General features: G+C 40.0%; 25 protein-coding genes, 1 pseudogene, 2 riboswitches and 1 other annotated feature (1 of these 29 only partly in view). Of the genes and pseudogenes, 7 read left to right on the top strand and 19 right to left on the bottom strand.

Annotated features, from left to right (window positions below; translation table 11 throughout):
- Nucleotides 1-76 precede the first annotated feature (76 nt).
- The 15 genes from purF to NSQ34_RS03120 all read right to left on the bottom strand — a co-directional run bounded on the left by purF (nucleotide 77) and on the right by NSQ34_RS03120 (nucleotide 13788).
- Nucleotides 77-1507, bottom strand: coding sequence for an amidophosphoribosyltransferase (purF, locus tag NSQ34_RS03190; RefSeq protein WP_024424615.1), 1431 nt, complete (start codon nucleotides 1505-1507; stop codon nucleotides 77-79).
- The gene (gene purL, locus NSQ34_RS03185; protein ID WP_268456726.1) at nucleotides 1483-3714 is read right to left on the bottom strand and encodes a phosphoribosylformylglycinamidine synthase subunit PurL; all 2232 of its coding nucleotides are present in this window, start codon (nucleotides 3712-3714) and stop codon (nucleotides 1483-1485) included. Before purL ends, purF begins: the two co-directional genes overlap by 25 nt.
- The gene (gene purQ / locus NSQ34_RS03180) at nucleotides 3698-4381 is read right to left on the bottom strand and encodes a phosphoribosylformylglycinamidine synthase subunit PurQ (RefSeq protein WP_024426699.1); all 684 of its coding nucleotides are present in this window, start codon (nucleotides 4379-4381) and stop codon (nucleotides 3698-3700) included. Before purQ ends, purL begins: the two co-directional genes overlap by 17 nt.
- On the bottom strand, nucleotides 4378-4632 hold the full coding sequence (gene purS / locus NSQ34_RS03175; RefSeq protein ID WP_003214349.1) for a phosphoribosylformylglycinamidine synthase subunit PurS: 255 nt from the start codon (nucleotides 4630-4632) through the stop codon (nucleotides 4378-4380). Before purS ends, purQ begins: the two co-directional genes overlap by 4 nt.
- Nucleotides 4625-5347 carry a phosphoribosylaminoimidazolesuccinocarboxamide synthase gene (purC, locus tag NSQ34_RS03170; protein ID WP_024426700.1) on the bottom strand — a complete coding sequence of 241 codons (723 nt, stop codon included), beginning with the start codon at nucleotides 5345-5347 and terminating at the stop codon, nucleotides 4625-4627. The genes purS and purC overlap by 8 nt, the downstream gene beginning before the upstream one ends.
- 72 nt (nucleotides 5348-5419) lie before the next feature.
- Complete coding sequence (gene purB / locus NSQ34_RS03165; RefSeq protein ID WP_024426701.1) at nucleotides 5420-6715, bottom strand: adenylosuccinate lyase; 1296 nt, start codon at nucleotides 6713-6715, stop codon at nucleotides 5420-5422.
- Nucleotides 6712-7854 (bottom strand): 5-(carboxyamino)imidazole ribonucleotide synthase, encoded by a 1143-nt coding sequence (purK, locus tag NSQ34_RS03160; protein WP_111927667.1) that lies wholly within the window; start codon nucleotides 7852-7854, stop codon nucleotides 6712-6714. Before purK ends, purB begins: the two co-directional genes overlap by 4 nt.
- Nucleotides 7847-8335 (bottom strand): 5-(carboxyamino)imidazole ribonucleotide mutase, encoded by a 489-nt coding sequence (gene purE / locus NSQ34_RS03155; RefSeq protein WP_024424506.1) that lies wholly within the window; start codon nucleotides 8333-8335, stop codon nucleotides 7847-7849. Before purE ends, purK begins: the two co-directional genes overlap by 8 nt.
- Before the next feature lie 169 nt (nucleotides 8336-8504).
- Nucleotides 8505-8606, bottom strand: a riboswitch (purine riboswitch).
- A gap of 50 nt (nucleotides 8607-8656) precedes the next feature.
- Nucleotides 8657-8887, bottom strand: coding sequence for an NETI motif-containing protein (locus NSQ34_RS03150; RefSeq protein ID WP_342501037.1), 231 nt, complete (start codon nucleotides 8885-8887; stop codon nucleotides 8657-8659).
- Nucleotides 8884-9438: a DUF2179 domain-containing protein gene (locus NSQ34_RS03145; protein WP_098676690.1), complete on the bottom strand. Its 555-nt coding sequence runs from the start codon at nucleotides 9436-9438 to the stop codon at nucleotides 8884-8886. The genes NSQ34_RS03150 and NSQ34_RS03145 overlap by 4 nt, the downstream gene beginning before the upstream one ends.
- Nucleotides 9439-9643: 205 nt before the next feature.
- Nucleotides 9644-10435: a hypothetical protein gene (locus NSQ34_RS03140; RefSeq protein WP_254001589.1), complete on the bottom strand. Its 792-nt coding sequence runs from the start codon at nucleotides 10433-10435 to the stop codon at nucleotides 9644-9646.
- Nucleotides 10436-10639: 204 nt separating this feature from the next.
- Complete coding sequence (locus NSQ34_RS03135) at nucleotides 10640-10822, bottom strand: YezD family protein (protein WP_234107621.1); 183 nt, start codon at nucleotides 10820-10822, stop codon at nucleotides 10640-10642.
- Between the two features lie 11 nt (nucleotides 10823-10833).
- Complete coding sequence (locus NSQ34_RS03130; protein WP_166644707.1) at nucleotides 10834-10995, bottom strand: hypothetical protein; 162 nt, start codon at nucleotides 10993-10995, stop codon at nucleotides 10834-10836.
- Nucleotides 10996-11203: 208 nt separating this feature from the next.
- The gene (locus tag NSQ34_RS03125) at nucleotides 11204-12529 is read right to left on the bottom strand and encodes an NCS2 family permease (protein ID WP_024424502.1); all 1326 of its coding nucleotides are present in this window, start codon (nucleotides 12527-12529) and stop codon (nucleotides 11204-11206) included.
- Nucleotides 12530-12674: 145 nt separating this feature from the next.
- A riboswitch (purine riboswitch) is annotated at nucleotides 12675-12776 on the bottom strand.
- Between the two features lie 115 nt (nucleotides 12777-12891).
- Nucleotides 12892-13788 carry a LysR family transcriptional regulator gene (locus NSQ34_RS03120; protein ID WP_024426705.1) on the bottom strand — a complete coding sequence of 299 codons (897 nt, stop codon included), beginning with the start codon at nucleotides 13786-13788 and terminating at the stop codon, nucleotides 12892-12894.
- A 100-nt stretch (nucleotides 13789-13888) separates the two neighbouring features.
- Here NSQ34_RS03120 and NSQ34_RS03115 point away from each other — a divergent pair, with 100 nt between their 5' ends.
- Nucleotides 13889-15076: an MFS transporter gene (locus NSQ34_RS03115; RefSeq protein WP_342501036.1), complete on the top strand. Its 1188-nt coding sequence runs from the start codon at nucleotides 13889-13891 to the stop codon at nucleotides 15074-15076.
- An 18-nt stretch (nucleotides 15077-15094) separates the two neighbouring features.
- On the opposite strand, the gene NSQ34_RS03110 is transcribed toward NSQ34_RS03115, so the two are convergent.
- On the bottom strand, nucleotides 15095-16543 hold the full coding sequence (locus tag NSQ34_RS03110; protein WP_342501035.1) for a DUF4179 domain-containing protein: 1449 nt from the start codon (nucleotides 16541-16543) through the stop codon (nucleotides 15095-15097).
- Entirely contained in the window at nucleotides 16512-17057 is a 546-nt protein-coding gene (locus tag NSQ34_RS03105) for a sigma-70 family RNA polymerase sigma factor (protein ID WP_041116055.1), read from the bottom strand. The genes NSQ34_RS03110 and NSQ34_RS03105 overlap by 32 nt, the downstream gene beginning before the upstream one ends.
- A gap of 179 nt (nucleotides 17058-17236) precedes the next feature.
- Here NSQ34_RS03105 and NSQ34_RS03100 point away from each other — a divergent pair, with 179 nt between their 5' ends.
- Nucleotides 17237-17410: a Fe3+ hydroxamate ABC transporter substrate-binding protein gene (locus tag NSQ34_RS03100; RefSeq protein ID WP_098676695.1), complete on the top strand. Its 174-nt coding sequence runs from the start codon at nucleotides 17237-17239 to the stop codon at nucleotides 17408-17410.
- A gap of 45 nt (nucleotides 17411-17455) precedes the next feature.
- On the opposite strand, the gene NSQ34_RS03095 is transcribed toward NSQ34_RS03100, so the two are convergent.
- Entirely contained in the window at nucleotides 17456-18025 is a 570-nt protein-coding gene (locus tag NSQ34_RS03095; RefSeq protein ID WP_024426710.1) for a hypothetical protein, read from the bottom strand.
- A 141-nt stretch (nucleotides 18026-18166) separates the two neighbouring features.
- Between NSQ34_RS03095 and NSQ34_RS03090 the strand changes: the two genes are divergently transcribed.
- The 4 genes from NSQ34_RS03090 to NSQ34_RS03075 all read left to right on the top strand — a co-directional run bounded on the left by NSQ34_RS03090 (nucleotide 18167) and on the right by NSQ34_RS03075 (nucleotide 21708).
- Nucleotides 18167-18733, top strand: coding sequence for a GNAT family N-acetyltransferase (locus NSQ34_RS03090; protein ID WP_268456728.1), 567 nt, complete (start codon nucleotides 18167-18169; stop codon nucleotides 18731-18733).
- Between the two features lie 749 nt (nucleotides 18734-19482).
- Nucleotides 19483-20412 (top strand): S8 family serine peptidase, encoded by a 930-nt coding sequence (locus NSQ34_RS03085; RefSeq protein WP_024424495.1) that lies wholly within the window; start codon nucleotides 19483-19485, stop codon nucleotides 20410-20412.
- 1 nt (nucleotide 20413) lies between these two features.
- A complete protein-coding gene (locus tag NSQ34_RS03080) occupies nucleotides 20414-21262 on the top strand; it encodes an SAR2788 family putative toxin (protein WP_098676696.1) in 849 nt (282 codons plus the stop codon).
- Entirely contained in the window at nucleotides 21238-21708 is a 471-nt protein-coding gene (locus NSQ34_RS03075; protein WP_024424493.1) for a hypothetical protein, read from the top strand. The genes NSQ34_RS03080 and NSQ34_RS03075 overlap by 25 nt, the downstream gene beginning before the upstream one ends.
- A 1090-nt stretch (nucleotides 21709-22798) precedes the next feature.
- Here the strand turns inward: NSQ34_RS03075 and NSQ34_RS03070 are convergent.
- Nucleotides 22799-22990 (bottom strand): annotated as a pseudogene (locus NSQ34_RS03070) (GMP synthase (glutamine-hydrolyzing)); the annotation flags it as partial.
- A gap of 104 nt (nucleotides 22991-23094) precedes the next feature.
- On the opposite strand from NSQ34_RS03070, the gene NSQ34_RS03065 reads away from it, so the two are divergent.
- Complete coding sequence (locus tag NSQ34_RS03065; protein ID WP_163115526.1) at nucleotides 23095-23982, top strand: helix-turn-helix domain-containing protein; 888 nt, start codon at nucleotides 23095-23097, stop codon at nucleotides 23980-23982.
- Nucleotides 23983-24201: 219 nt separating this feature from the next.
- Nucleotides 24202-24227: a binding site (T-box leader), on the top strand; it runs 239 nt beyond the window's last position.

Below are 24227 nucleotides of genomic sequence, written 5' to 3'. Positions count from 1 at the left end.
GCTTCTCTTCCATTTATTTTCAGCAGAATGAAAGAGCAGCATATCAAATCATCTTGACTGCTGCTCCTTTATTCGATTATTTCGTCAGTGCTGTTTCCTTCACATGCGGAAGAACAGTATCTTCATAAATTTCAGTCGGGTATTTCCCAGTAAAGCATGCTAAACATTGACCGCGCTGCGGATCATCATACTTCCTGCCAATCCCGTCCATTAAACCGTCTACAGATAAAAATGCAATGGAGTCTGCACCGATTTCCTGTCTAATTTCTTCCACTGAATGAGAAGAAGCAATCAGCTCTTCATGTGTGGACGTATCAATTCCATAAAAACAAGGATGTGCGATGGGCGGTGAACTAATGCGTACATGGACTTCCGTCGCACCCGCTTCTCTTAGCATCGTCACAATGCGGCGGCTCGTAGTTCCGCGTACGATGGAATCATCGACCATCACGACACGTTTTCCTTCGACGACCCCGCGCACAGCTGATAGCTTCATGCGCACGCCCTGCTCACGCAATGCTTGAGACGGCTGGATAAAGGTTCTGCCGACATAACGGTTTTTAATTAAACCGAGCTCATATGGAATACCTGTTGCTTCGGCATATCCAATCGCTGCAGAAATACTCGAATCTGGTACACCTGTCACGACATCTGCTTCGACATGCGCTTCCTCGGCAAGCTTTTTGCCAAGGTTCTTTCTCGCACTATGCACGTTGATGCCGTTGATATTGCTGTCAGGTCTTGAGAAATAAATGTATTCCATGCTGCACATGCTGCGGTTAATGTTCATGGAGAAGCGTTCAGATTTCAGACCTTCATCATTAATGATCAGCATTTCTCCAGGCTCAACATCTCGTAAATACGTGGCACCGACAACATCAAATGCACATGTTTCAGAAGCAACAACATACGCGTCCCCAAGCATACCAAGTGAAAGCGGACGTAAGCCGTTCGGATCAAGAGCCACAATCATTTCTGTTTCCGTCATAATTAAGAAAGCATATGCGCCTTTAAGCATGGACAGGGCATTTTTGATCTGCTCTTTCAATTCAACATAGCCGCTGCGCTTAATTAAATGAGCAAGCACTTCAGTGTCAGAAGATGTTTGGAATATACTCCCCTGGTTCTCTAGCTGCTGCTTTAATTGCGTTGCATTCACTAAGTTCCCATTATGAGCAAGGGCAAGACTGCCGTTGTTTTGCGAGCGGAAGAAGAGGGGCTGCACATTTTCAAAGCCGCCTCCGCCTGCTGTCGCATACCGAACGTGTCCGATCGCACCTTTTCCTTTCAAATCCTTTAGCTCACCGTTTTGAAAGACTTCCGTAATCAGTCCAAGGCCTTTATGTGCCGTCAGGTTTTCACCATCTGTTGCAATGATTCCCGCACCCTCTTGTCCTCGGTGCTGAAGACTATGCAATCCGTAATATGTGATTTGCGGGGCTTCTTCGTGTCCCCAAACCCCAAAGACGCCACACTCTTCGTTTAAGCCTCTGATTTCAGCAAGCATGGGATCGCTCCTTTCCATGCGCGTTCAAGCTCGTTGACCGCTGCATGAATCCATTGTTGTCCTTCTTGATTTTTGACAGTGAATACCCCATCATTTGTGACCGTTCCAACTTCTTTCGCATCTTTGACAGCCGCAGCAAACGCTTCGCGGTGCTCTGGTTTCACTGTGACGACAAAACGTGACTGTGTTTCACTGAATAATGAAGCTTCGCTGTTTAAATCAATTTGGATATGAGCGCCAAGACCGTCTGTTCCAAATGTACTTTCAGCAAGTGCAACACCAAGACCGCCTTCAGACACATCATGAGCTGATTGAACAAGTCCGTTTTGAATCGCAGCAAGAAGGGCTTCCTGACGAGTGAGCTCTACATCCAAATCAATTTCTGGTGCTTTTCCGTAAATACGGCCTTCTGTCATCTTTTGAAGCTCACTGCCTGCAAATTCTTCCTTCGTCTCACCAATGACGAAAATCACATCGCCAGCCTGCTGGAACGACTGCGTCGTAATATGAGCTGTATCCTCAACCAAACCAACCATCCCAATGACTGGTGTTGGGTAAATGGCTGTTCCATTTGATTCGTTATATAAAGAGACGTTACCACCAATAACTGGTGTGCTTAGCTTGCGGCACGCTTCACTAATACCGTCAGCAGATTTTTCAATTTGCCAGAAAATTTCTGGTTTTTCTGGGTTACCGAAGTTCAGGTTATCTGTTACTGCAAGCGGACGAGCGCCTGAGCACACAATGTTACGCGCTGCTTCTGCGACTGCGATTTTCCCGCCGACCTCTGGATCAAGGTAGAGATAACGTGCGTTACAATCGGTTGTCATCGCAAGGGCTTTTTTCGTTCCGCGGATTCTTAAAACGCCCGCATCAGAGCCTGGTGCAACGACTGTATTTGTCCGAACCATGTAGTCATATTGATCATAAACCCATTCTTTACTTGCAATTGTTGGCTGCTGAAGGAGCTGCTTTAACGTGTCGGCTGCATCTGCGATAGCAGGTGCTTCAACTTTTGTTTCTAAAAACTCACGATAGTATGCAGGCTCACTTGACGGCTTGTGATAAACCGGCGCTTCTTCTGCAAGTGCATCAACAGGAAGCTCACATACCACTTCACCTTGATGAAGTAAACGAAGCATTTTATCGTCTGTCACATGACCGACTGATACCGCTTCAAGATCGTATTTTTCAAAAATATCAATGATTTCTTGTTCACGGCCTTTTTCAATGACCAAAAGCATTCTTTCTTGAGATTCAGACAGCATCATTTCGTATGCGGACATGCCTGTTTCACGCTGCGGTATGAGATCTAGATTCATCTCGATACCAGAACCTGCTTTACTCGCCATTTCAGCACTTGAGCTTGTTAAGCCAGCCGCTCCCATATCCTGAATTCCAACGAGTGCATCGTTTTTGATGACTTCAAGGCACGCTTCAAGCAGCAGTTTTTCCATGAACGGATCACCGACTTGAACAGCTGAGCGTTTTTCTTCTGATTCCTCAGAAAATTCCTCAGATGCAAATGTTGCACCGTGAATCCCGTCACGTCCCGTTTTGGCACCAACGTACATGACCGTGTTGCCGACACCTTTTGCCTGCCCTTTTTTGATGTCCTCATGGTTGATTAATCCAACACACATCGCATTTACGAGCGGGTTGCCTTCATAGCTTTGATCGAAATGAACCTCTCCGCCGACTGTTGGAATTCCGATACAGTTTCCATAGCCTGCGATCCCTGCCACTACTTCTTCAAACAAGTACTTCACGCGCGGTGAAGTCAGTTCACCAAAACGAAGAGAGTTTAATACAGCAATTGGACGCGCACCCATGGAGAATACATCACGGATAATTCCGCCGACACCTGTCGCCGCTCCTTGATATGGTTCAATCGCAGATGGGTGGTTATGTGATTCGATTTTAAATACAACCGCTTGGTTGTCTCCAATATCAACGATTCCAGCGCCTTCCCCAGGACCTTGAAGGACGTGCTCTCCTTTTGTCGGGAATTTGCTTAAAACAGGCTTTGAGTTTTTATAACTGCAATGCTCTGACCACATGACAGAAAAAATGCCCGTTTCTGTGTAGTTTGGCAGCCTGCCAATAATGGATTCGATTAAAGCGAATTCTTCATCACTCAATCCCATTTGCTGATACAATTTCTCTTCTTTAATTTGCTTGTGACTTGGTTCAAGCAGTAGTGACATGAGTGTCCCTCCAATTTTTCACGATAGATTGAAACAATTTAAGTCCGTCTGCGCTGCCTAGTAATGAATCAACTGCGCGCTCAGGGTGCGGCATCATGCCGAGTACATTGCCCTCTTCATTCGTTACACCTGCAATACGATTCACACTGCCGTTAATATCGTCTCCATAAGTGAAAGCGATTTGGCCGCGTTCAATGAGCTTCGCTAAAGTGTCTTCGTCACAGTAGAAGTTGCCTTCACCGTGCGCTACAGGAATCGTAATGGATTCGCCTTTTTGATAACCGCTTGTAAATGGCGTTTCGTTGTTTTCTACAATGAGTTCAACTGGACGACAGATAAATTTCAAGTCTTTATTTCGTCTCATCGCACCCGGAAGAATGCCAAGCTCCTGAAGAATTTGGAACCCGTTACAAACACCAAGAACAGGTTTCCCTTCCTCAGCTGCTTTTTTCACCGCCGGCATGATGTTTGAGAAGCGGGCGATCGCACCACATCTTAAGTAATCCCCATAAGAGAAACCGCCTGGTACGAGTACACCGTCAAATCCGTCAAGACTCGTTTCGTCGTGCCATACATATTCAACTTGTTCACCTAGCTCATCTTGAATCGCATGGTACATATCGATATCACAGTTAGAGCCAGGCAAGACGATCACTGCAAACTTCACTGTGCGACAACCTCCTCCACCTCATAGCGGTAATCTTCAATCACCGTGTTGGCAAGTAATTTTTCGCACATTTCTTTGACGACTGTGTCTAAATCACGATCTGATTTTTCAATGACAAGCTCCATGTATTTCCCAATACGGACATCCTTTACTTCCTGATAAGACATGCTGTGCAAAGCGTGCTGCACGGCACTTCCTTGTGGATCAAGAACGCTCTCTTTTAAGCTGACAAAAATTTTCACTTTATACATGTTTATGGCCTCCAAGTCTTTTGAAAATTTCTTCGTATGCATTCGTTAAGCCGCCCAGGTTTCGTCTGAACACGTCTTTATCAAGCTTTTCGTTTGTATCTTTGTCCCAAAGCCTGCACGTATCAGGTGAAATCTCATCAGCTAGCAAAATACGATTCTCGTGATCTATTCCGAATTCAAGCTTGAAATCAATTAAATTCACATGGCAGTCTGAGAAAATTTGCTTTAACTCTTCATTCACTTGTCTTGTGATTGTTTTCATTTCCTCGACCTGCTCTGGTGTCGCTGCATCTAAAATGCGGATATGATCTTCTGTAATGAGCGGATCACCGAGTGCATCATCTTTGTAGTAGAACTCAATCAAAGGTGTGTCCAGTTTTGTTCCCTCTGGAATGCCGAGGCGTTTTGACATACTGCCTGCCACTACATTACGTACAACCACTTCAAGCGGAACAATCTGCACCTTTTGAATGAGCTGCTCTGTTTCAGAAAGACGTTTCACAAAGTGATTGTTGATCCCTTTCTCATGCAGCATTTGAAAGATTAAGCTCGAAATTTCGTTGTTCAGTCTGCCTTTACCTTCGATTTCGGCTTTCTTTTCGCCGTTAAATGCTGTAGCTGAGTCTTTATATTCGACATATAAAATATGCTCGTCATCGGTCTGATAGATTTTTTTCGCTTTGCCTTCGTAGAGAAGTTCTTGTTTCACAGTCATTCAGGTTGGCCTCCTAATTTGAATGTTGGCAATTTTCAGGATTGGGCGCCTGGTAAGCAGGCGGCCCATTTCTTACGCAAGACCTAGACGTTCGAAAATCATATCGACATTTTTCAAATGATAGTTGTAATCGAAGCAGTCAGCGATTTGTTCAGGTGTTAAGCGTGACGTGATTTTTTCTTCTGCTTCTACTAATGAACGGAACGGCACTTGTTTCTCCCACGCTTCCATTGCCTTTGGCTGAACCGTGTCATATGCCTCTTCACGTGCCATGCCTGTATCGATTAATGCAAGAAGAACGCGCTGTGAGTAAATTAAGCCAAGTGTGCGGTCCATGTTGCGCTTCATGTTTTCAGGGAAAACCGTTAAGTTTTTCACGATGTTTGAGAAACGGTTGAGCATATAGTTCAGTGCAATCGTTGCATCTGGTAAAATGATGCGCTCAGCAGATGAATGAGAAATATCACGCTCATGCCAAAGCGGTACATTTTCATAAGCTGTCAGCATATATCCACGAATCACGCGGGCAATTCCCGTCATATTTTCAGAGCCGATTGGGTTACGCTTATGCGGCATCGCTGATGATCCTTTTTGTCCTTTTGCAAAGAACTCTTCTACTTCACGTGTTTCACTCTTTTGAAGACCACGAATTTCAACAGCAAATTTCTCAATGCTCGTTGCGACTAAAGCTAGAGTAGCCATGTAATCTGCATGGCGGTCACGCTGCAAGGTTTGGGTTGAAATTGGTGCAGCTTTGATGCCAAGTTTCTCACATACATATTGCTCAACAAACGGGTCGATGTTCGCATATGTGCCAACAGCTCCAGAGATTTTGCCGTATTCAATACCAGCTTTTGCTTGTTTAAAACGTTCTAGGTTACGCTTCATTTCCTCGTACCAAAGACCAAGCTTCAGGCCAAATGTTGTCGGTTCAGCGTGTACACCGTGTGTACGGCCCATCATGACGGTATATTTGTGCTCTTTTGCTTTTTCTTTTAGTATGTCAACAAATCTCTCAATGTCCTTGAGCAGGATATCGTTCGCCTGTTTTAATAGATATGAAAGCGCCGTATCCACTACGTCTGTCGATGTTAACCCGTAATGAACCCACTTTCTTTCTTCTCCTAGAGATTCAGATACAGCACGCGTAAAGGCAACAACGTCGTGGCGCGTGTCCTGTTCAATCTCTAAAATACGTCCAATATCAAAGCTTGCATTCTTGCGCATGGTCACAACATCTTCTTTCGGAATGACGCCAAGCTCTGCCCAAGCTTCACAAGCGAGAATCTCTACTTCAAGCCATGCATTAAATTTGTTTTCCTCTGTCCAGATTGCTGACATTTCTGGTCGTGCGTAACGTTCGATCATTTCCCGTTTCCTCCATCTCTTTCAGTCCATATCTTTGTGATGTTTGTCATCCACTCATCATCGAGCTGTTTCATAAACGTCATATGCCCCATCTTGCGGCCGGCTTTTACTTCATGCTTTCCATATAGATAAAGCTTCGCTTCTTTGAGAAGCTCAGGATGCTCTTTTGGAATGTCCACTTCATCGCCTAATAAATTCACCATCATTCCCTCTGACAAAAGGGCTGTACCGCCAAGCGGCAAACCACATATAGCGCGGACGTGCTGTTCAAACTGACTTGTCTCACATAAATCGAGTGTATAATGACCAGAATTATGCGGGCGTGGTGCCAGTTCATTGACGAGCAGCTTTCCGTCATTTGTCAGGAACAGTTCTACAGCAAGAGTACCAACCAGCCCCAGCTTTTCAGCCAGTGTTGTTGCCAGTTCTTTCGCCTTCTCCTGAATGCGGTTCTCTACCCTTGCAGGTACAATGCTTTGGAACAAAATATTATGCTTATGAATGTTTTCAGCGACTGGGAATACTGCAATCTCTCCATGAACAGAACGAGTGACGATCACTGATAGCTCCATTTGGAATGGAACCCAGCTTTCTAAAATACAAGTTCCATGTGTGAGCAGTGCAGCTGCTTCCTGAAGCTGTTCTTTTTCTTTAATGACGTACTGTCCTTTTCCATCGTAGCCGCCTCTGCATGTTTTCAGCACGGCTGGCAAACCAAGCACGTCCACTGCGTCTTCCAGCTCTTTTTCATCATGAATGATGCGGTAAGGCGCTACTTCACAGCCTGCGTCTACAATTCCTTTTTTCTCGGTCTCACGATTTTGAGTTAAAAGGAGAAGGTCGCTTCCTTGTGGTAAATAGGCTTCTTCCTTCAGCTGATTGAGTGCATCATAATCAATATTTTCAAACTCATAAGTCACCACATCGCTGATGTCTGCCAGCTTTCGAATCGCTTCAAGGTCACTATATGCGGCTGTGATTTCTTTATCGGCAACCTGTCCGCAAGGAGATTGTGCGACTGGGTCTAGAACTGCTGCCCGGTACCCCATTTGCTTTGCGCTGACAGCCATGTATCTGCCAAGCTGTCCGCCGCCAATGATCCCGATGGTTGCGTTTGGAAAAATGGTCTGCTTAGCCAAGCTGATCACTGCTTTCTAGTACAGTCTGTTTTGTCTGCTCTCTTCTTTCTTCAAGGCGAGCTGCGACCTTTTCATCAAATGCTGAAATCATTTGTGCGGCAAGAAGGCCTGCATTTGTTGCACCGGCTTTGCCAATTGCTACTGTAGCAACTGGTACACCGCCTGGCATTTGAACGATGGATAATAAGGAATCCAGCCCGTTTAGTGCCTTTGATTGTACAGGCACACCAATGACCGGCAGTGTCGTTTTTGCTGCGACCATCCCCGGTAAATGTGCTGCGCCTCCAGCACCGGCAATGATGACCTTTAGTCCTTTACCTCTTGCTTCAGTCGCATATTCAAACATCAAGTCAGGTGTCCGGTGTGCGGATACTACCTGTTTTTCATACGGAATGTTTAATTCCTCTAAGATGTCGCACGCATTTTTCATTGTTTCCCAATCAGATGTACTTCCCATGATGACACCTACAAGCGGCTTCATTTTGTCCCCACCTTTAAGCTGTTATTCGATTTTGTATCGTTTGACACGCTTCCCAAACCTAAGCAGCTTGTCAAACGCCGAACAAAAAGGCCCGGTCTGTATTGCAATGTTAGGAAGCAACACAAACCGGGCCATGGTAAGCGCTGTTCGCTTTTGAAACGCCATGTCAGTTTTGTTCACTATCCTGCATAGTCCAGTCATTTACGGTAACTGGGTAGAAACTTATGGGCCATATTCCCAAGATTATATGAGGCTCGTGTTTTGATTTCATGTTTATCTTAACAACGGATGTTCATGATGTCAACGGATTTATCGAACAATCTATGAAGTCGTCGTTTTAATGTTCGGATTTAGACTATTTTTTCCTTCAAATACGATTTTTTTCCCAATCGGAATGATCTGAATCGACCCATTTTCCTTCTTTTCTTGAAAAATCGGTTCCTCCATTCGACGGACAGGCGAGTAGCCTTCCGCTGCCATCCGGGACAACACTTGATCAATCGTCATGTTGTCTTCCACATAGAATTTTTTCTTCTTTGGTTTTGCGGTCATTCTTTAATTCTCCTTTTCTTCACAGCCTTCACCCAGAAGCCGCCGTGAATCGATTTGGGCTCATATGAAATGATAAACGCCTTTGAATCCAGCGTCTTAATCGTTTCATATAATTGCAGTTCATATTTCCTCGGTGTTAAAATTTGCAATGCTGTCCGGTCTCCTTCAAGACCGCCTGCTACCCAGCTGGTGACACCATATCCTTTTTCTCTCAATTGTCTTGGGAGATCGACATCCAATTCTTTTGTGATTACGTTAACAGTTGTGTAGCCAAGTGCCAGCTTCTCTTCAATTTTCATCCCGACAATGATCCCCATTCCATAACCTAGCGCATACGCAATGACATTTTGTATTTGATCTAAGTTATCTAGAACGATACTTAACCCAATGACATAAATGAGCATTTCGATCGTACCCGCAAAAGCAGCTACGTACCGTCTGCCTTTCATTGTTAAAATTAAACGCATGGTGGAAAAAGAAACATAAACAATATTAATCACTAAAATGATTAAAACCATGGTGAACGCATTGGATAAAAGTTGTTGAAGCACGATTCGAACCCCCTGCACTAAAAAATCAAATAAAGCACCCCATATTCTACTAGAGAACATACCTTGATACAATCAAATTTACGCGATCAAAACACATATATCTTTCGACAACAAGGATGGTGTTTGTTACCAAGAGTTTACCCGTTTTTTTCTCTTCTCAACATGAAAACCCCCTTTTTCAAAAAAGGAGGTTTTCAGTGTGTTTTTATCCAAATCGAACAGGAACAAGTGATGGAATCAAATACTCCCCGACTATGCCCCAGAGCAGCGCAATAATGACAAGCTCAACCAATAAAAAGACCCAGCCCGCATACATCAAATCTCCTCGTTCGGCATCATGCTCCGACTGAATCGAGCGAAAGAGCACGACCGCAATCAACTGAAGACCGACAAACATCATCACGGATAATATGACGGTCACATATGGAATATTCAGCATGGCAAATACAAGCCAAAGGATGGATAAAACCAAAACCGGCACAAGCGCAGCACCAAACTTCATGATCACTTCTTTCAGTGATATGTTTCCTTTTAGCATGTATTTTCCGAGCAGCCAGACGGTAAGCATCATCAATGTCAACACAATGAGTGTAAAGACCGCTACCCTTAAAAAGGCGTCACCAAAAGAATAATGAATGCCAAAGCCTAATAAACGGGTCTTTGACGCCTTTAATTGAACATAGTTGCCTAAAGCAAAAAACACGCTGAATAACACAATCGAGATCCAGGCGTACTTCATACGCAATGTTTCCGCTTGATTGATGGCCCGGCTCGGTGATTTTAACATCGCCAGTCCATATGAACCATAACGCTTAAACGCGCCTCCTACACCTTGCAGCATACGCTTCATGGTTGAACGCTCATCATCCGCTGATTTTGAGGTTCTTCCACGTTTTGCAGCGCTGCGGCTGAGGCGGGATTGCCTTGTTTCTTGATCTATTGATGACTCTTCATTTTTTCTTTCAGATGTCCCCTGATCTTGATCTTTCTCTAACATCTCATATCAACTCCTATCCAATCCTTACAGGCTCAAGTAAATGATCTGTTCGGATGACTCCTCTTAAAGTAGCGGAGTCTCTCTATTCAGTCAAGATTCCTCGACGTTCATACGAATAGACGGATAAAAGGCAGCAGAGGTTTTAAATAAGACAAAACAAAAAAGCTGACGGCCTCCATCAGCTTTTTACCATGTTGAAATCCGTCAAGAACGATATTGACTCCGCTTTCCTTGCTGGACCCGGAGATTCTCCTGATGAGCGGGGAACCGAGTCTTTTTGGTCGTATCAACCTGTGTAATATGTCCATTATGAATGGTGATGACCACTGATCCATAGTCGATCCCTTTTAAGGCAGATAAAATATAATTCAGCTTTTGTTCATCCATCGCTCATCCCCCTATTTTTGTTTTCGCTCTTTTAAATAGAGAACCTCATTTTCCAGCTCATGAATTGTATAATGCATGAGCGCTTCCTGCTTTTCTTCATGCCCCCATAAAAGGAGCTTTTGAATCAGCACCTGCTTTTTACGTTCAATCACCTGTCGAAGCCAGCGTGACAAAAGGCATCTCCTCCCCTTTTGAATGTCTGCAAGAAAAAAAGGCACCCTGAAACCTTCTATTAAAAAAGGAAATCAAAGCGCCTTTGGTGATCCAATCAGCGAATTATGTCTTTTTATCATAAACACATAATTCCTATAAGTCAACTATGTTTTGATTTTTTTAACAAAAAAACAGCAGCTTCTATGAGCTGCTGTTTCAAATGTTCAATTAATGATTTAAGAAAGCAAAATATAGAATAAAGATGACAAACAATCCGTACATAATTGGATGTACTTCTTTCGCTTTCCCTTTAAAGATCATGGTGATCGGGTAGAAAATAAAGCCAACCGCAATACCTGTTGCAATACTGTAAGTCAGTGGCATCATAATCATCGTTAAGAAAGCTGGTACCGCAATTTCAAAACGATCCCATGCAATCTTCGCCAGCGGAGCGACCATCAGTGCACCGACAATGATTAAAGCAGGTGCTGTTACATTCGATGTAACGATGGATAAAAGTGGTGAGAAGAACATCGCAAGCAAGAAGAAAATCCCTGTGACGACAGCTGCAAAACCAGAACGCGCACCAGCAGCAACACCTGAGCTAGATTCAACATAAGATGTTGTTGTAGATGTACCAAGAATAGAACCTACAACAATAGAAGAAGAATCCGCCAGAAGTGCTCTTCCTGCACGAGGCAGCTCATTATTCTTCATTAAACCAGCCTGTGTTGCCACAGCCACAAGTGTACCAGCTGTATCAAAGAACCCAACGAATAAGAACGTTAAAATCACGACAAGCATTTGAATAGAGAAAATTTCTGGTAAGTGAATCAAGGCTTGACCAAAGGTTGGAGACAAGCTTGGAATACTTCCCACAATTTGAGATGGTACTGGCACAAGACCAAAAATCATCCCTGCAATAGCTGTCACAAGCATCCCAATGAAGACACCTGCATTCACTCGAAGTACCATTAAAATGACCGTCACAACGATACCAAACACCGTTAACAGAACCGGACCACTATGAATATTTCCAAGCGAAACGAGCGTATTATCATTATTGGCGATAATGCCAGAGCCTTGAAGACCGACAAACGTAATGAACAAACCAATACCCGCACCAACTGCCAGCTTCAGCTCAGCCGGAATGGCATTGATGATTTTTTCACGGAAACCTGTTAAAGAAAGAGCAACGAAAATCAATCCTGAAACAAACACACCTGAAAGTGCAGCTTCCCATTTGATGCCCATGCCAAGTACAACCGAAAAGGCGAAGAACGCATTCAGACCCATACCGGGTGCAATCGCAATCGGATACCTGGCGATCAATCCCATCAGAATACACCCTGCAGCAGAAGCTAACGCCGTCGCTGTAAAGACTGCCCCCTGATCAATTCGTAATTTATCTGGAAAATCCGGCACAGACACTAATGCAAGTGTGATCGGATTAACAAACAGAATGTAAGCCATCGACAAAAATGTGGTTAAACCACCGATGATCTCTCTGCGGTAATTCGTACCTAATTCATCAAACTGAAAAAACTGTTTCAAGCCAACTGACTCCCTTCATGTCCTTTTGCTTTAGCCTGCCCCATTCACTAGTCAAATAAAAAACGCCCCAACAATTTTGGGACGCTTGACTACCATATGTGAATTCAGACTGTGACATAAAACAAGAACAATGCATGATTTATATCAAACGAGTGTGAATTGACGTAGTCAAGCCATTTACGGTAGCTTGGTAGAAACTTGCGGGCCATATCCCCGCGATTATACGACTTCTATCTATTTGATTTCTGTGTCTATTGTACCAACTTCATTTTTAAAACACAATACGAAAAGCGAACATTTTTCAAAGAAATGTCCGCTTCATTCGTCTTATTACACGAATTTGGAAATTCACATGTAGTTCTTTATACACCCTTCCCCAAATCCTTCTCTTTTGCAAAAACCGCTTCGGCTACATGGAAAAACTCTTTCACTGCCGGCGAAGCTTGAGAGAGCGACGGACAGGCGAGCGCAACCTCACGATGATGAGAGACATTCAGCTGGCGAATATGCACAAGCTGCTGCGTTTTTAAAAACAACTCCGGACCTATCGTGACGCCAAGTCCTTCCCCGACCATACGGGCAATGGTCGTACAATCATGAACTTCAAATAAAACAGCCGGCTTCATTTGCGCCTCTGAAAAAATATCCTCTACATGTGATTGATACATGCCAGTCGGCATAATAAATGGTTCACCCGCCAAATCTGTTATATCCACAATGGGCTGCTGTTCATATCGATGATTTGGGTGATAGGCGACGACCATCTCATCTTTCATAAGCGGCATTAAATCAAAGGCTTCATCCGCATGACCCTTTACAACGAATCCAACATCAATGATGCCAGAATCCAGCCACTCCAATATTTCTTCATACGTTCCCTCATAGAATTTAAATTCGATTTTCGGATGTTTTTTCTGATAGCTCACAAGCAGTTTAGGCAATAAACAAGCAGAGGCACTGGCAAATGTGCCGATACGAATCAGGCCCGTTTCAATATTTTTCGTTAACGCAATTTCTTGCTGGATTTTCTCCACTCTATTTAACACTTCTCTAATATGCGGGAGAAGCGTTTGACCAATCTCCGTCAGCATAATACCTTTTTTTCGGTCACGAATGAATAAAGACACGCCCCACTCTGACTCTAAATTTGCCACTGCATGACTGACAGCTGACTGCGTCATGTTTAATGCTTCAGCTGCTGCTGTAAAACTGCCAAGCTCCACAACTTTTGCGATAATATCAAAGCGAACAAAGCTCATGAGTATTTACTCATCTCCTTCATGAAAAACATCAATTTTACTTATGTTAGCACGGAATTTAAACTAAAGACAACGTATCAACATGAAGGAAGGGTTCAAAATGAAAAACACATCTCATCAGCTATTAATCATTCTTTTAGCTGTCGGTTCATTTGTCACAGGCACGTCAGAATTCGTTGTGTCAGGCATTCTAGATATCATTGCTGTTGATTTACACATCTCTATTCCTGCTGCCGGACAGCTCATCACCGTCTATTCTCTTTTTTATGCAGTGGGCGCTCTCTTTTTAGTCATGGCAACGTCGAAGCTGAACCGAAAAAAGGTTTTGTTATCAGCTATTTTTGTGTTTATTTTAGGCAATATGCTCGCCTTTTTCAGCCATCATTTTGTGCTGCTCCTGCTCTCTCGTGTCATCATGGCCATGAGCGGCGGTTTATATATTGTCGTCGCCACGAATTATGCAGCGCAGATCGCCCCGCCAGAAAAAAAGGGAAGCGCAATGGCGACTGTCATCACTGGATTCACTGTTTCACTCGTACTTGGTGTGCCGATTGGAACATTTCTATCAGGCCACGTGGATTGGCACTATATTTTTCTCATCATTGCACTAGTTACTGCTTGTCTCTTCTTGCTTCTTTATCAATTGCTGCCACGCATAGAGGGACATTCACATCTGCCATTAAAGCAGCAATTACACATTCTTCAAGACCGCAGAGTGATCAGCGGATTAGCCACGACGGTCTTTTGGATCTTAGGCTACACGATGGTCTTTGCTTATATCTCTCCTTTATTACGACAGACCGCCGGCTTTTCAATTGAAATGACAAGCATGGCCTTGCTCGTCTTAGGCATTTCTGCTTTTATCGGCTCACGCTTTGGCGGCTTCGCCGTTGATCAATGGGGACCAAACCGAACCATCTCGATCAGCATCATGATCCAGATGTTCGCTCTCTTTGCCTTATTCTTTACGCAATTCTCTACAATTAGCGTCTTGATCACACTCGCCATTTGGGGCATCGCCACATGGACAACAACACCAGCGAAGCAATTTTATCTGATCTCCCTTAAACCCCAAGCATCAGAAACCGTGCTAAGCTTTAATACAGCGATTATGAACATCGGCATGATGCTCGGATCGTCAATGGGCGGTGTGATTATACAGTATACAAATGTGACTAATTTAAGTTGGATTGGCGGATTAGCTAGTTTTGTGGCGTTGATGTTGATTCGGTATTCGTTCAATCGTCATCGACTGGTGGAACAACAGACAAAAAGCGAACATGTATAACCATGTTCGCTTTCTTATTTATCGACTAGCTTTTGAAGTTTCTTTTTTGACTGGAATGGTTACCTTTATCGCTTTCTGTGGTGCCAACATGTTCAGTTCAGTCAAATCAAGATAAAGCCCATATTCTTTAAAAGAAAAATGGTTTAATGATAAAGTCTCTAAATTCTTATCATCAAATTCAAAGGTGGATTGCATGGAAGCTGTCTTTAAATTCGTCACCTTCGCATGGTTCCCCTTCAAGTAATATCCGCTTTCATAGTCTGCTTGTGGATCGGGCCATGATTTCATCTTTTCAACATCGCCTAATCCAATGAATTCACCTATATTCTCCATCACATCCTGATCTAATTCTTTTTGATCTACTCCAGTAAATTGATAATCAACAATCACAGAACGGTCTTTTTGCTCTATCTTAATGATTTTGATTCCGATGCCATGGTGTTTTGTTTTGAACTGAACAGGCAGCTTTGTCTTGAGAGGAATGATGTGGCTGTATTCTCGTTCGTATCTCACATCTGTGTAAAATGTCAATTCAGTCGCCTTTGGATTGATCGGCTGATTCAAAATGGTCAAATGATCTTTTCTAGTTTTGTCAGAAGTCAGTTGTTTTTTTCTTAAAACGGTTCCAATCTCAAGCTCATACTCATTCCCTAAATTATCCTTCATTCTATCAATACTAACTCTATCATCTTTGGCAAAACCATTGTAATCAATGGCATATTGAATAGCAGAGCCATTCACTCCATTTTCTACCTTTACGTTTCTTATTTGATAACGTCCATTTAAAATAGACACGTCTTTTTGTCCTGCTAATAAAGTGGTTTTTTGCTTGACTACAGGTAATTCAAAACGCCAATTCCCTACAATATCTCCAATTTTTGAAATGACGAGTGGGGCTTTTTGACCTTGCTTAATTGTCTGTCCATTTGTATAGACTTCCATTTGTCCAACATATCGGTCATCCTTTAATTTTATCAATTCCTGATTATCGTAACTCGGTTGGAAATTTTCATTTATATGATCTAAGTTGCTGACGATGAATGGTACAGAATCTTCCTTTGTATTCAAATGATCGACAGTAAACGTATAAACAAGACGCCCAGCATCATAGTATACACTGTTTACTTTCACAGTAATTCCTCTTGATTCAGCCCCCTCATTGACATGCTTCACCAAATCACTCTGAAAAAGGGCCATTCCAACTTTATCGTGAAACATCATATAAAACTGCCCAATAATCGGTACACGTGCCATTGCTGTATTAAGAGAAGGAAAAAGAAAACCTGATGAAAAGTAAAGTACGAGGAGAACAACGGCAGAGTATACTGGCGTTCTCCAGTTCCATTTGAACCAATGTCTTTTCTGTTCCGCTTTTACATCTCCTATTGCTTGGCGAATCGCAGAGGTTACTTCAACCATTGGTACATCAATCTCATCATAAAGCTTTTTCATTTCTTTTCGTTTCATCGACACTCTCCTCCTTCTCCAATGTTTGCTTTAATAACTTTCTTGCTCGATACAAATGAGTTTTAACCGTTCCTTCAGGCACACCCATCTGCTCAGAAATCATCGAAATTGAATAATCTTGAAAATAAAACAACTGAATGACCACCTGGTATTGCTCATCTAACACTTCAAGTGCATTTTTTAAATCGAGCTTGTCTTCCAAAAAATCATGACGCTCCACGCTTTCGTGTTGCTGTTCAAACGGAACAACATCTTGCTGTTTTTTCTTCATCGCAAAAATTGTATGAATCAAAATTCTCGTCAGCCAGCTAGAAAAATAAGCCGGTTCTTTCAAACCAGATAGATGCTTAAACGCTTTAAATACCGTCTCTTGAACAGCATCTAACGAATCCTCTTTATTTCTTGTGTAGAGAAAAGCTGTTTTATATAAACGCTCTTGATACATCAGCATTAATTTCTCAAATGCCGGGACATTCCCTTTTTGTGCTTTTTTAATTAGACGCACTTGCTTCATCACACTCACACCTCCTACACCTGTTAGAGCAAGCTTTCTTTCAAACGGTTTCAACAAATGGAAATTTCTTTTACTTAGCATATGTCGGATAAAAATAGAGAAAGTGAAGAACGAGCCGCAAAGAACATGTCGAACATTTGATATAATGGAAGAAATATGTACAAAAAGGAGTAAGTCGATTGTTTCTATTTGAAGAACCCACGTGTGCTAGCTGTCAGAAAAAGATAGAAGGAAACGAAGAAGTGTACGTCAAGCTGACCTATCCAAAGAGAAAAGGAATGACAGAGGTAAAGGCTTGGCTCAGGAATGAAGGGGTTTTTTATTGTAAGACATGTTATGGAAAAGAAACATAAAAACAAGCATTTCAATTGAAATGCTTGTTTTTACTTTCTACTTTTTTATTTCCGCTTACTACGAAGTTCAATGAGTGCTAGTTTATTGTCATTGAAAAAGAACTCCAGAATGATACCGTTTGATTGATCTTGATATTGTATACCTTTGCTATACCCTTCGACAAACCAGAGCTTCTTGAATTGATCTCCATATGTTTGTAGCACAGATGAATAATCGTCTCCAATAGTGATTCCCTTAGATGTTTTGAGTTTTTTCTGTTTTGACTGATTGTAAATAGATGTAACTCGATGATGTTGATCAACTGATACTACAAAATCTTGATTTTCTTTTTCCATATAGACCCTCTGTTTAGGATGGGAGAATTGAGTATTCTCCACAAAAGTATGATCTCTCTCAAATTTTTCACCAATCTTAAAATGACCTAGCGATTCATTTGTTAAAGATACAGAGTGAAAATTAAAAAACATAGCCACCCAAACAAATAGTGCGGTTCCTCCTAAAACAGAACCTACAATCACTAACACTTTAGAATGGATGATTCCCTTTTTAAACAAATAGATCGCTAAAGATACGATGATCATCACGATGACGATCATAATTAGAAAAATACCCATTTCAATTATCCTCTTTTGCTTTTAATCGAATTCTGTTTGTGAATTATCCCCGCAATCACATTCTCACATATTATACCAAAGCATTACACAAAATCGACCAGTACAGGTATAATTTAAATAAAATTGCACGAGGAGAAAAATATGTATAGACATAAACTGATATTCCCGCAATCATTTCCAACCATACATACCGAAAGACTAATCTTAAAACAAGCAACAATCGAAGACGCTGAGGATATGCACATCTACTTATCCAATGAAACCGTGTGCCGCTACATGGGCATTGATGCTCATGAAACGATTGAAGACACAAAAGGAGAAATCAAGTGGTATCACGACATCTTCAAAGAACAAACAGGCATCCGCTGGGGCATTTCTCTAAAAGATGATCCTGCGATCATCGGCAGCTGCGGCTTTCTCAACCTAGAAAAACAGCACTGCCGCACGGAAATCGGCTATGAATTACACCACGATCATTGGAGAAAAGGCATCATGAGCGAAGCAATTGCTGCGGTGTTACGATATGGGTTTCAGGAAATGTATCTGAATCGGATTGATGCGATTATTGATCCAGCAAATACGTCCTCTGTTCAATTATTGGAGAATGTTGATTTTGTTCGAGAGGGTTTATTAAGGGAGTATGATCTTGGTCAGAATGGGTTTGATGATGTGTTTATTTATTCGATTTTGAAGAGGGATTTCAAATAAACTGAATGATTTTTAAACAGAAGCGTTAAAGTGAATGAATTAAAATTGCACAATTACCCAGTAAGAAACCTCTAGTCAAGTTTATGACTAGAGTTTCTTTGCATGGTAACCCTTCTAATTTACTTACAATTCCAGCAATATTCAACACCCTTTCTATAATTATAGTATCAGTAATAGTAAAAATTTTTGAACAAAATGCAGATCCACACTTAAGTAATTACACTATTTCACTTACTTTTCTTTTCTAAGTACAAGATTCAAATAAAAATAGCCTATTCTTTAATCTGTTTTAGTTGGAATAATTCATATTCTAAAAAAAGAACTTTTGTCCATTTGCAATTTCACTGATTAATTTAGATTTTTCATTTTCAAAATCTATTTTAGTGACATTATTTTTACGTTTACTTGTTTCGCTTTCAATTTTGGAGAACGTTGGACATGTGGAGTTGGAGTGAGGTTACAACAAGTAATGAATAAACTCATTGTGTTATCAGGTCATAGTTGGCAGTGGCAAAACATTTTTAATCAAAAAAATCATAGATAATTATTAAGTAAACGAGTCAAGAAGAAGAACTGGCATATTTACAGTAGTACACGCATGGGAAATTTTAAATATATAAGGATATATTACCTTAAATAACATTTACATCAAAATAAATATAGGTTAATATATTCTTGTATTTCATAAAAAGGGAAGGGAGGTATATTCTGTATTAATTCTAAATACTGCATGTGAGAAGGAAGCTTGAATGAAAAAGTCAAAAGCCTTATTACTATTTGTTTCGTGCCTAGTGATTCTTGCAATTGTATTATGTTGGGGACTATCTGGCGATGTTTCTGAGGATAATAGTAAATCATACAAAACAGAGAAGGAAAAAGACCTGCTATGGGGATATAAAGTTATAGGTCATGAAAAACCTAATAATCATAAGAATTATGTCAAAATTGCTATCCTTGATAGCGGTATTAATAAGTCACATAAAGAGTTTAAAGATTTAACTTTTTATGAGTACAATGCTATTAAACCAAAAAAATCTATCGAAGATGATTATGGTCATGGTACAGCAATTGCCGGAATAATCGCTGCAACTGGTGAAGAAATAAAAGGTATTTCACAGAATCCCATTATTTATGATGTCAAGGTACTAAATAAAAATGGCAAAGGAAAAGTTGAAGATGTTGTCAAAGGGATTAAATGGTGTATTGAGCAAAAGGTAGACATAATTAATATAAGTTTCGGATTTGGAAAAGACTACGATGAATTACGAAATGTTATAAAAATTGCTTTAGATAACAATATAACAATTACAGCTGCTTCTGGAAATACATTAGGTCTAACTGTTGAATACCCTGCAAAATATGAAGGCGTCTTATCGATATCCTCACTTAACGAAAAACTAAAAATTGATCCAATTTCAGCAAAAGGAAAAATTGACTTTTCTGCGCCTGGAGTAAATATTAAAACAACTGATATACACGGAGGATATACAAAGGTAAAAGGTACATCCTTTGCAACTGCGTTTGCAACAGGTGCTATAGGCTGTTTGTATTCTAAAAAATACAAATCTAAAGAGAATGTTCATCAAACACTCAAGAAAAATACAGTTGATCTTGGAAAGCTAGGTTATGACAGAGAGTATGGCAATGGGATGATTATTTGTAACAAGGGAGAGAATTAGATTGAAAAAGGTTTTAATAAAAATTCTTGTGTTAACATTGTTTTTGTGTGGAGTTGTTCCTGAATTTGCAAGTGCAAAATCAGGCGAAATTAATTCTGATGCTTTAAGAATAGAAGAGAATGCTAGTAAAGAATATGAAGTGAATGTTGAAAAAGAATTGGGGATAGAGCTAGAACAAGATATGTTAATGGAAGTTAAGGAAAGCCTAGATGAAGTTAATGTATCTACTCAGCTTGAAGCTGAGAGTATGAATGTCCAAACTGACATGAAAATTAATCATGAGACAGGTGAAATCACAGTTGATGGTATTACAGAGTTAGAAAATGGGGAAAAAGAAACTAACAAATTCAACGTGTTAATTGAAGAGATTGAAGGAAATGATTTTACAGCAACCTTTGTGGATGATGAAACAGGAAAAGAGTATAAAGTTAGCACCATAGAAGCTCAGTCATCAATTGTTCCAGCAATAATAGTTGGAATTGTTTCTAGGTTTGGTATTCAATATGCTATTAAAAAATACGGAAAGAAGCTAATAATAAAAACTTTTAAAAAACAGGTAATTAAACAAGGTATAAAAAAAGTTTCTAAGTTTTCTGTTAGCAACAAACATCTTAGTAATGCAAAAGGTAGATACAGAAAATTTGATACCAAAAGCAAGAGCACAGTAAATAAATGGATAAAAGAAGCTTTACAATCTAAAAATGTTTCGTTTACTATAAACAATAATAAAAAACTATCCTTTGTCATCACTGCAAATCTGAAAAAGAAAATCGGAACAAAAGGTGAGACAAAAATAAAAATAGTTATAGGTTGGGATGGTAAAATATGGACAGCTTATCCAATCAAGTAGAATTTGATTATATGTTCACATCTGATGAGAAAGATATTCCAAAGAACATGAAGAAAGATCCATCAACAGCTCTAAGAGTAGAGGGAGAGTTTAAAATAGTTATAAATGGCGAAGTATATTTTGAAGAAAATATCGCCTTATTAGAATTTTATGCATCTTTGCACGACTGGATTAAAAAGATAAAGAAAAAAAACAAAGTTACAGAGTATAGATATTACACAATGGAGTATGAGGAAGACGACCCCATTATTTCAGTAATACCATTTGATAATAAGGCTCGACTCACCACTATTTGGGAAACTCAACAGTTATATAATGTATTCGATCTTAATTATATAATTGAACAAATGAAGGTATTACATGAAAACCTTGGACGTGACATTGAACAACATTATAAAATTTCACTAAAAAACTTTATTGGAAATATCCCATTAAGAAAATATTGAATAGAGAAAGGAACTCCTGGTTAGGGGTTCTTTTCAATGTTTTAGTAGGATGTTTTTAGAGGAGGTGTATTTTTGATTTTATATTTCTTAGCTGGTTTTATAGGAATCATAATAGCCACAATTATGCTAGGTATTGAAATTGAAGGATATACATTTTTGACAAGTTTTATTTTAAAGATGTTTGGGATGTCTATATTTGTAGGATCGATATGGCTAATAAATCAAAACAGAGAAGAATGCCCAAAATAGCAATAAAAATGAAGAATGAAAGCTCATTGTAAAATTCGTCGTTACAAATATCTTTTATACCTATATCTCGAATTGCAAGCGTTCTTCCATCATTAATTACAAAAACCTTTATTTGATTTATTTTAGATAACTCATTAAAAGCATCATCTCTTGAACTGAAATTATGATAAAAATATCTCTTCCTTATTACTATTATCTATAAAAAAAGATTGTTCTATTAATCTTACATGGTAAATATCCCAAACTGTATTTAAAATGGGCTCAACAGTTTTTTTAGAGTACCCTCCAAATATTCTTATCAACACCACTTATATCGGACATTGAGCGTTCCATTAATGCAGTAGTAATATTATAATTGAATTGATTATTTTTAAAAAAATTTAGATAATCGAGAAATTCATTCTTCTGAATATTTTGTCTATAATCATTTAATAACCTGTTTAAATACGTCAAAATATTCAAATCAAAATGTACAACTTTACCAACTTTTATTTTCGGTAATCCCCTCCAATATAATTACTATCAAGAATCCACATTTTTGTATAGTCAGGAGAAATATTTTATAACCGTTAATTTCCCTATTTTTAAAACTTTCATTAATATTTGAATATTTTTATATGATCTGATTTATTAAAAAATTTTTCGAATATGATATTCTTTTCAATTGTATTATCTGCTTTAATTATGAGATCAATAATAATTTTAAGTTGTTCATTCATTGTATCCCCTTCACATCTGATTTTCCTTCAATATCCCTCAACCTACATTTATCTAATTAAATATTTTTTGCAGTTCTGCTGAAACTGTAATTAATCAAAGTGATAGCACCGATACCAATTGTTTAGTCGTATATTCTGGCGTCATCCATGGCACCTTTGTTGTGGATGTCTGGGAGAACCTCAAAATATTGTCAGATGTCTCACTCAAATCCTAAGATGGAAATTTCTTCGAGTAGAATTAAATCTTATTCCCGGATGATTTCTAGATTTTCTTCAGAAACTCCACCCAGTACACGGATACCCAGTCCTGAACCTAGGACTAAAAGGTCCATTCTATAATTACAACACAGCACAAAAAGTCAAGTTTCCTAAAGATCATTTCCGCTATACTAAACTCGTAAGGCAAGGAGGTGCTCGGTTGTCCTATCAAGAACATGAGAAAACGATTCAAGAAACATTAAATTATATTGAACAACATCTGAAAGATGATTTACCGCTTCAAACTCTAGCGAAACACGCTGGTTATTCTAGGTTTCACTTTCACCGTATGTTCAAAAAAGTGATTAAGAAGTCAGTTGTTGACTATATACGGGAACGTCGAATGACCCAAGCGGCGAAGGATTTAATTCATACGGACCAACGGGCGATTGACATCGCATTGCAGTATCGTTTTGGTTCACAGGAATCCTTCACTAGAGCCTTTAAGAAAATATATGACATGTCACCCGCACGTTATCGGAGATTATTAAGGAATGTGATTAATGAGGAGGAAACAATTATGGCTGATCATCAGAACACACCTACTGGCTGGATTATGACGGGGGACACCCCATCTGACTATGAAACAGGTTTGGATAACAGAATTGTTCACAGTGGTACTAACTCCGCTTATTTAAAATCAAAAGATGAAAAAGCTCGAGGTTTCGCGACATTGATGCAGCAAATTAAGTCTGATCGTTACCGTGGAGAACGCCTTCAATTTTCTGCTTTTGTCAAAAGCGAAGATGTGAAAGGTTCAGCTGGTTTATGGATGAGGATTGACCATTCTTCAGGTGAAGTTCTTGCGTTTGACAACATGATGAACCGCCCCATTACAGGAACAAACGGCTGGAATCATTTTAGTATAGTATTGGATGTTCCAGTCAAAAGTGAAGTCATTGCGTTTGGCATATTACTACATGGTCAAGGTCACATTTGGATGGACGAACTTAGTTTTAAAATTGTAGATGAAAGTGTCCCCGTGACAGAACAAAATACTGTGGATCATTTAGAGGATGAACCAGTGAATTTAAATTTTGAAGGCTAGCAGATCGAATTTAAGAGGAGGTTCATTGTCATGAAAAAAATTGGTGCGATTTTATTGTTCGCTATGAATTCACTCACCTTTATTTGTGGCCTCGGAATTTTATTTGGTGAAGATGATTAAAGATAAGCACCCATAGAACAAAAAAAATCAATTAAAAAAGATATCCCAATCACTATCTTCTTTTTATAGACTTGGTATAATAGAAAAAATCAGAAAAATGAGAATGCAATGATAAGGAATAGTAC

The sequence above is a fragment of the Bacillus sp. FSL P2-0069 genome (assembly GCF_038593315.1).
Taxonomy (GTDB): Bacteria; Bacillota; Bacilli; order Bacillales; family Bacillaceae; genus Bacillus; species Bacillus safensis.
This window is presented reverse-complemented; position numbering and strand designations above follow the sequence as displayed.

Excerpts from the sequence above, each read along its gene's own strand:
- purF (WP_024424615.1), bottom strand. The coding sequence starts at position 1,507 with ATGCTTGCTGAAATCAGAGGCTTAAACGAAGAGTGTGGCGTCTTTGGG.
- purL (WP_268456726.1), bottom strand. The coding sequence starts at position 3,714 with ATGTCACTACTGCTTGAACCAAGTCACAAGCAAATTAAAGAAGAGAAA.
- purS (WP_003214349.1), bottom strand. The coding sequence starts at position 4,632 with ATGTATAAAGTGAAAATTTTTGTCAGCTTAAAAGAGAGCGTTCTTGAT.
- purC (WP_024426700.1), bottom strand. The coding sequence starts at position 5,347 with ATGACTGTGAAACAAGAACTTCTCTACGAAGGCAAAGCGAAAAAAATC.
- purB (WP_024426701.1), bottom strand. The coding sequence starts at position 6,715 with ATGATCGAACGTTACGCACGACCAGAAATGTCAGCAATCTGGACAGAG.
- purE (WP_024424506.1), bottom strand. The coding sequence starts at position 8,335 with ATGAAGCCGCTTGTAGGTGTCATCATGGGAAGTACATCTGATTGGGAA.
- NSQ34_RS03150 (WP_342501037.1), bottom strand. The coding sequence starts at position 8,887 with ATGACCGCAAAACCAAAGAAGAAAAAATTCTATGTGGAAGACAACATG.
- NSQ34_RS03140 (WP_254001589.1), bottom strand. The coding sequence starts at position 10,435 with ATGTTAGAGAAAGATCAAGATCAGGGGACATCTGAAAGAAAAAATGAA.
- NSQ34_RS03135 (WP_234107621.1), bottom strand. The coding sequence starts at position 10,822 with ATGGATGAACAAAAGCTGAATTATATTTTATCTGCCTTAAAAGGGATC.
- NSQ34_RS03120 (WP_024426705.1), bottom strand. The coding sequence starts at position 13,788 with ATGAGCTTTGTTCGCTTTGATATTATCGCAAAAGTTGTGGAGCTTGGC.
- NSQ34_RS03115 (WP_342501036.1), top strand. The coding sequence starts at position 13,889 with ATGAAAAACACATCTCATCAGCTATTAATCATTCTTTTAGCTGTCGGT.
- NSQ34_RS03110 (WP_342501035.1), bottom strand. The coding sequence starts at position 16,543 with ATGAAACGAAAAGAAATGAAAAAGCTTTATGATGAGATTGATGTACCA.
- NSQ34_RS03105 (WP_041116055.1), bottom strand. The coding sequence starts at position 17,057 with ATGAAGCAAGTGCGTCTAATTAAAAAAGCACAAAAAGGGAATGTCCCG.
- NSQ34_RS03095 (WP_024426710.1), bottom strand. The coding sequence starts at position 18,025 with ATGGGTATTTTTCTAATTATGATCGTCATCGTGATGATCATCGTATCT.
- NSQ34_RS03090 (WP_268456728.1), top strand. The coding sequence starts at position 18,167 with ATGTATAGACATAAACTGATATTCCCGCAATCATTTCCAACCATACAT.
- NSQ34_RS03085 (WP_024424495.1), top strand. The coding sequence starts at position 19,483 with ATGAAAAAGTCAAAAGCCTTATTACTATTTGTTTCGTGCCTAGTGATT.
- NSQ34_RS03075 (WP_024424493.1), top strand. The coding sequence starts at position 21,238 with ATGGACAGCTTATCCAATCAAGTAGAATTTGATTATATGTTCACATCT.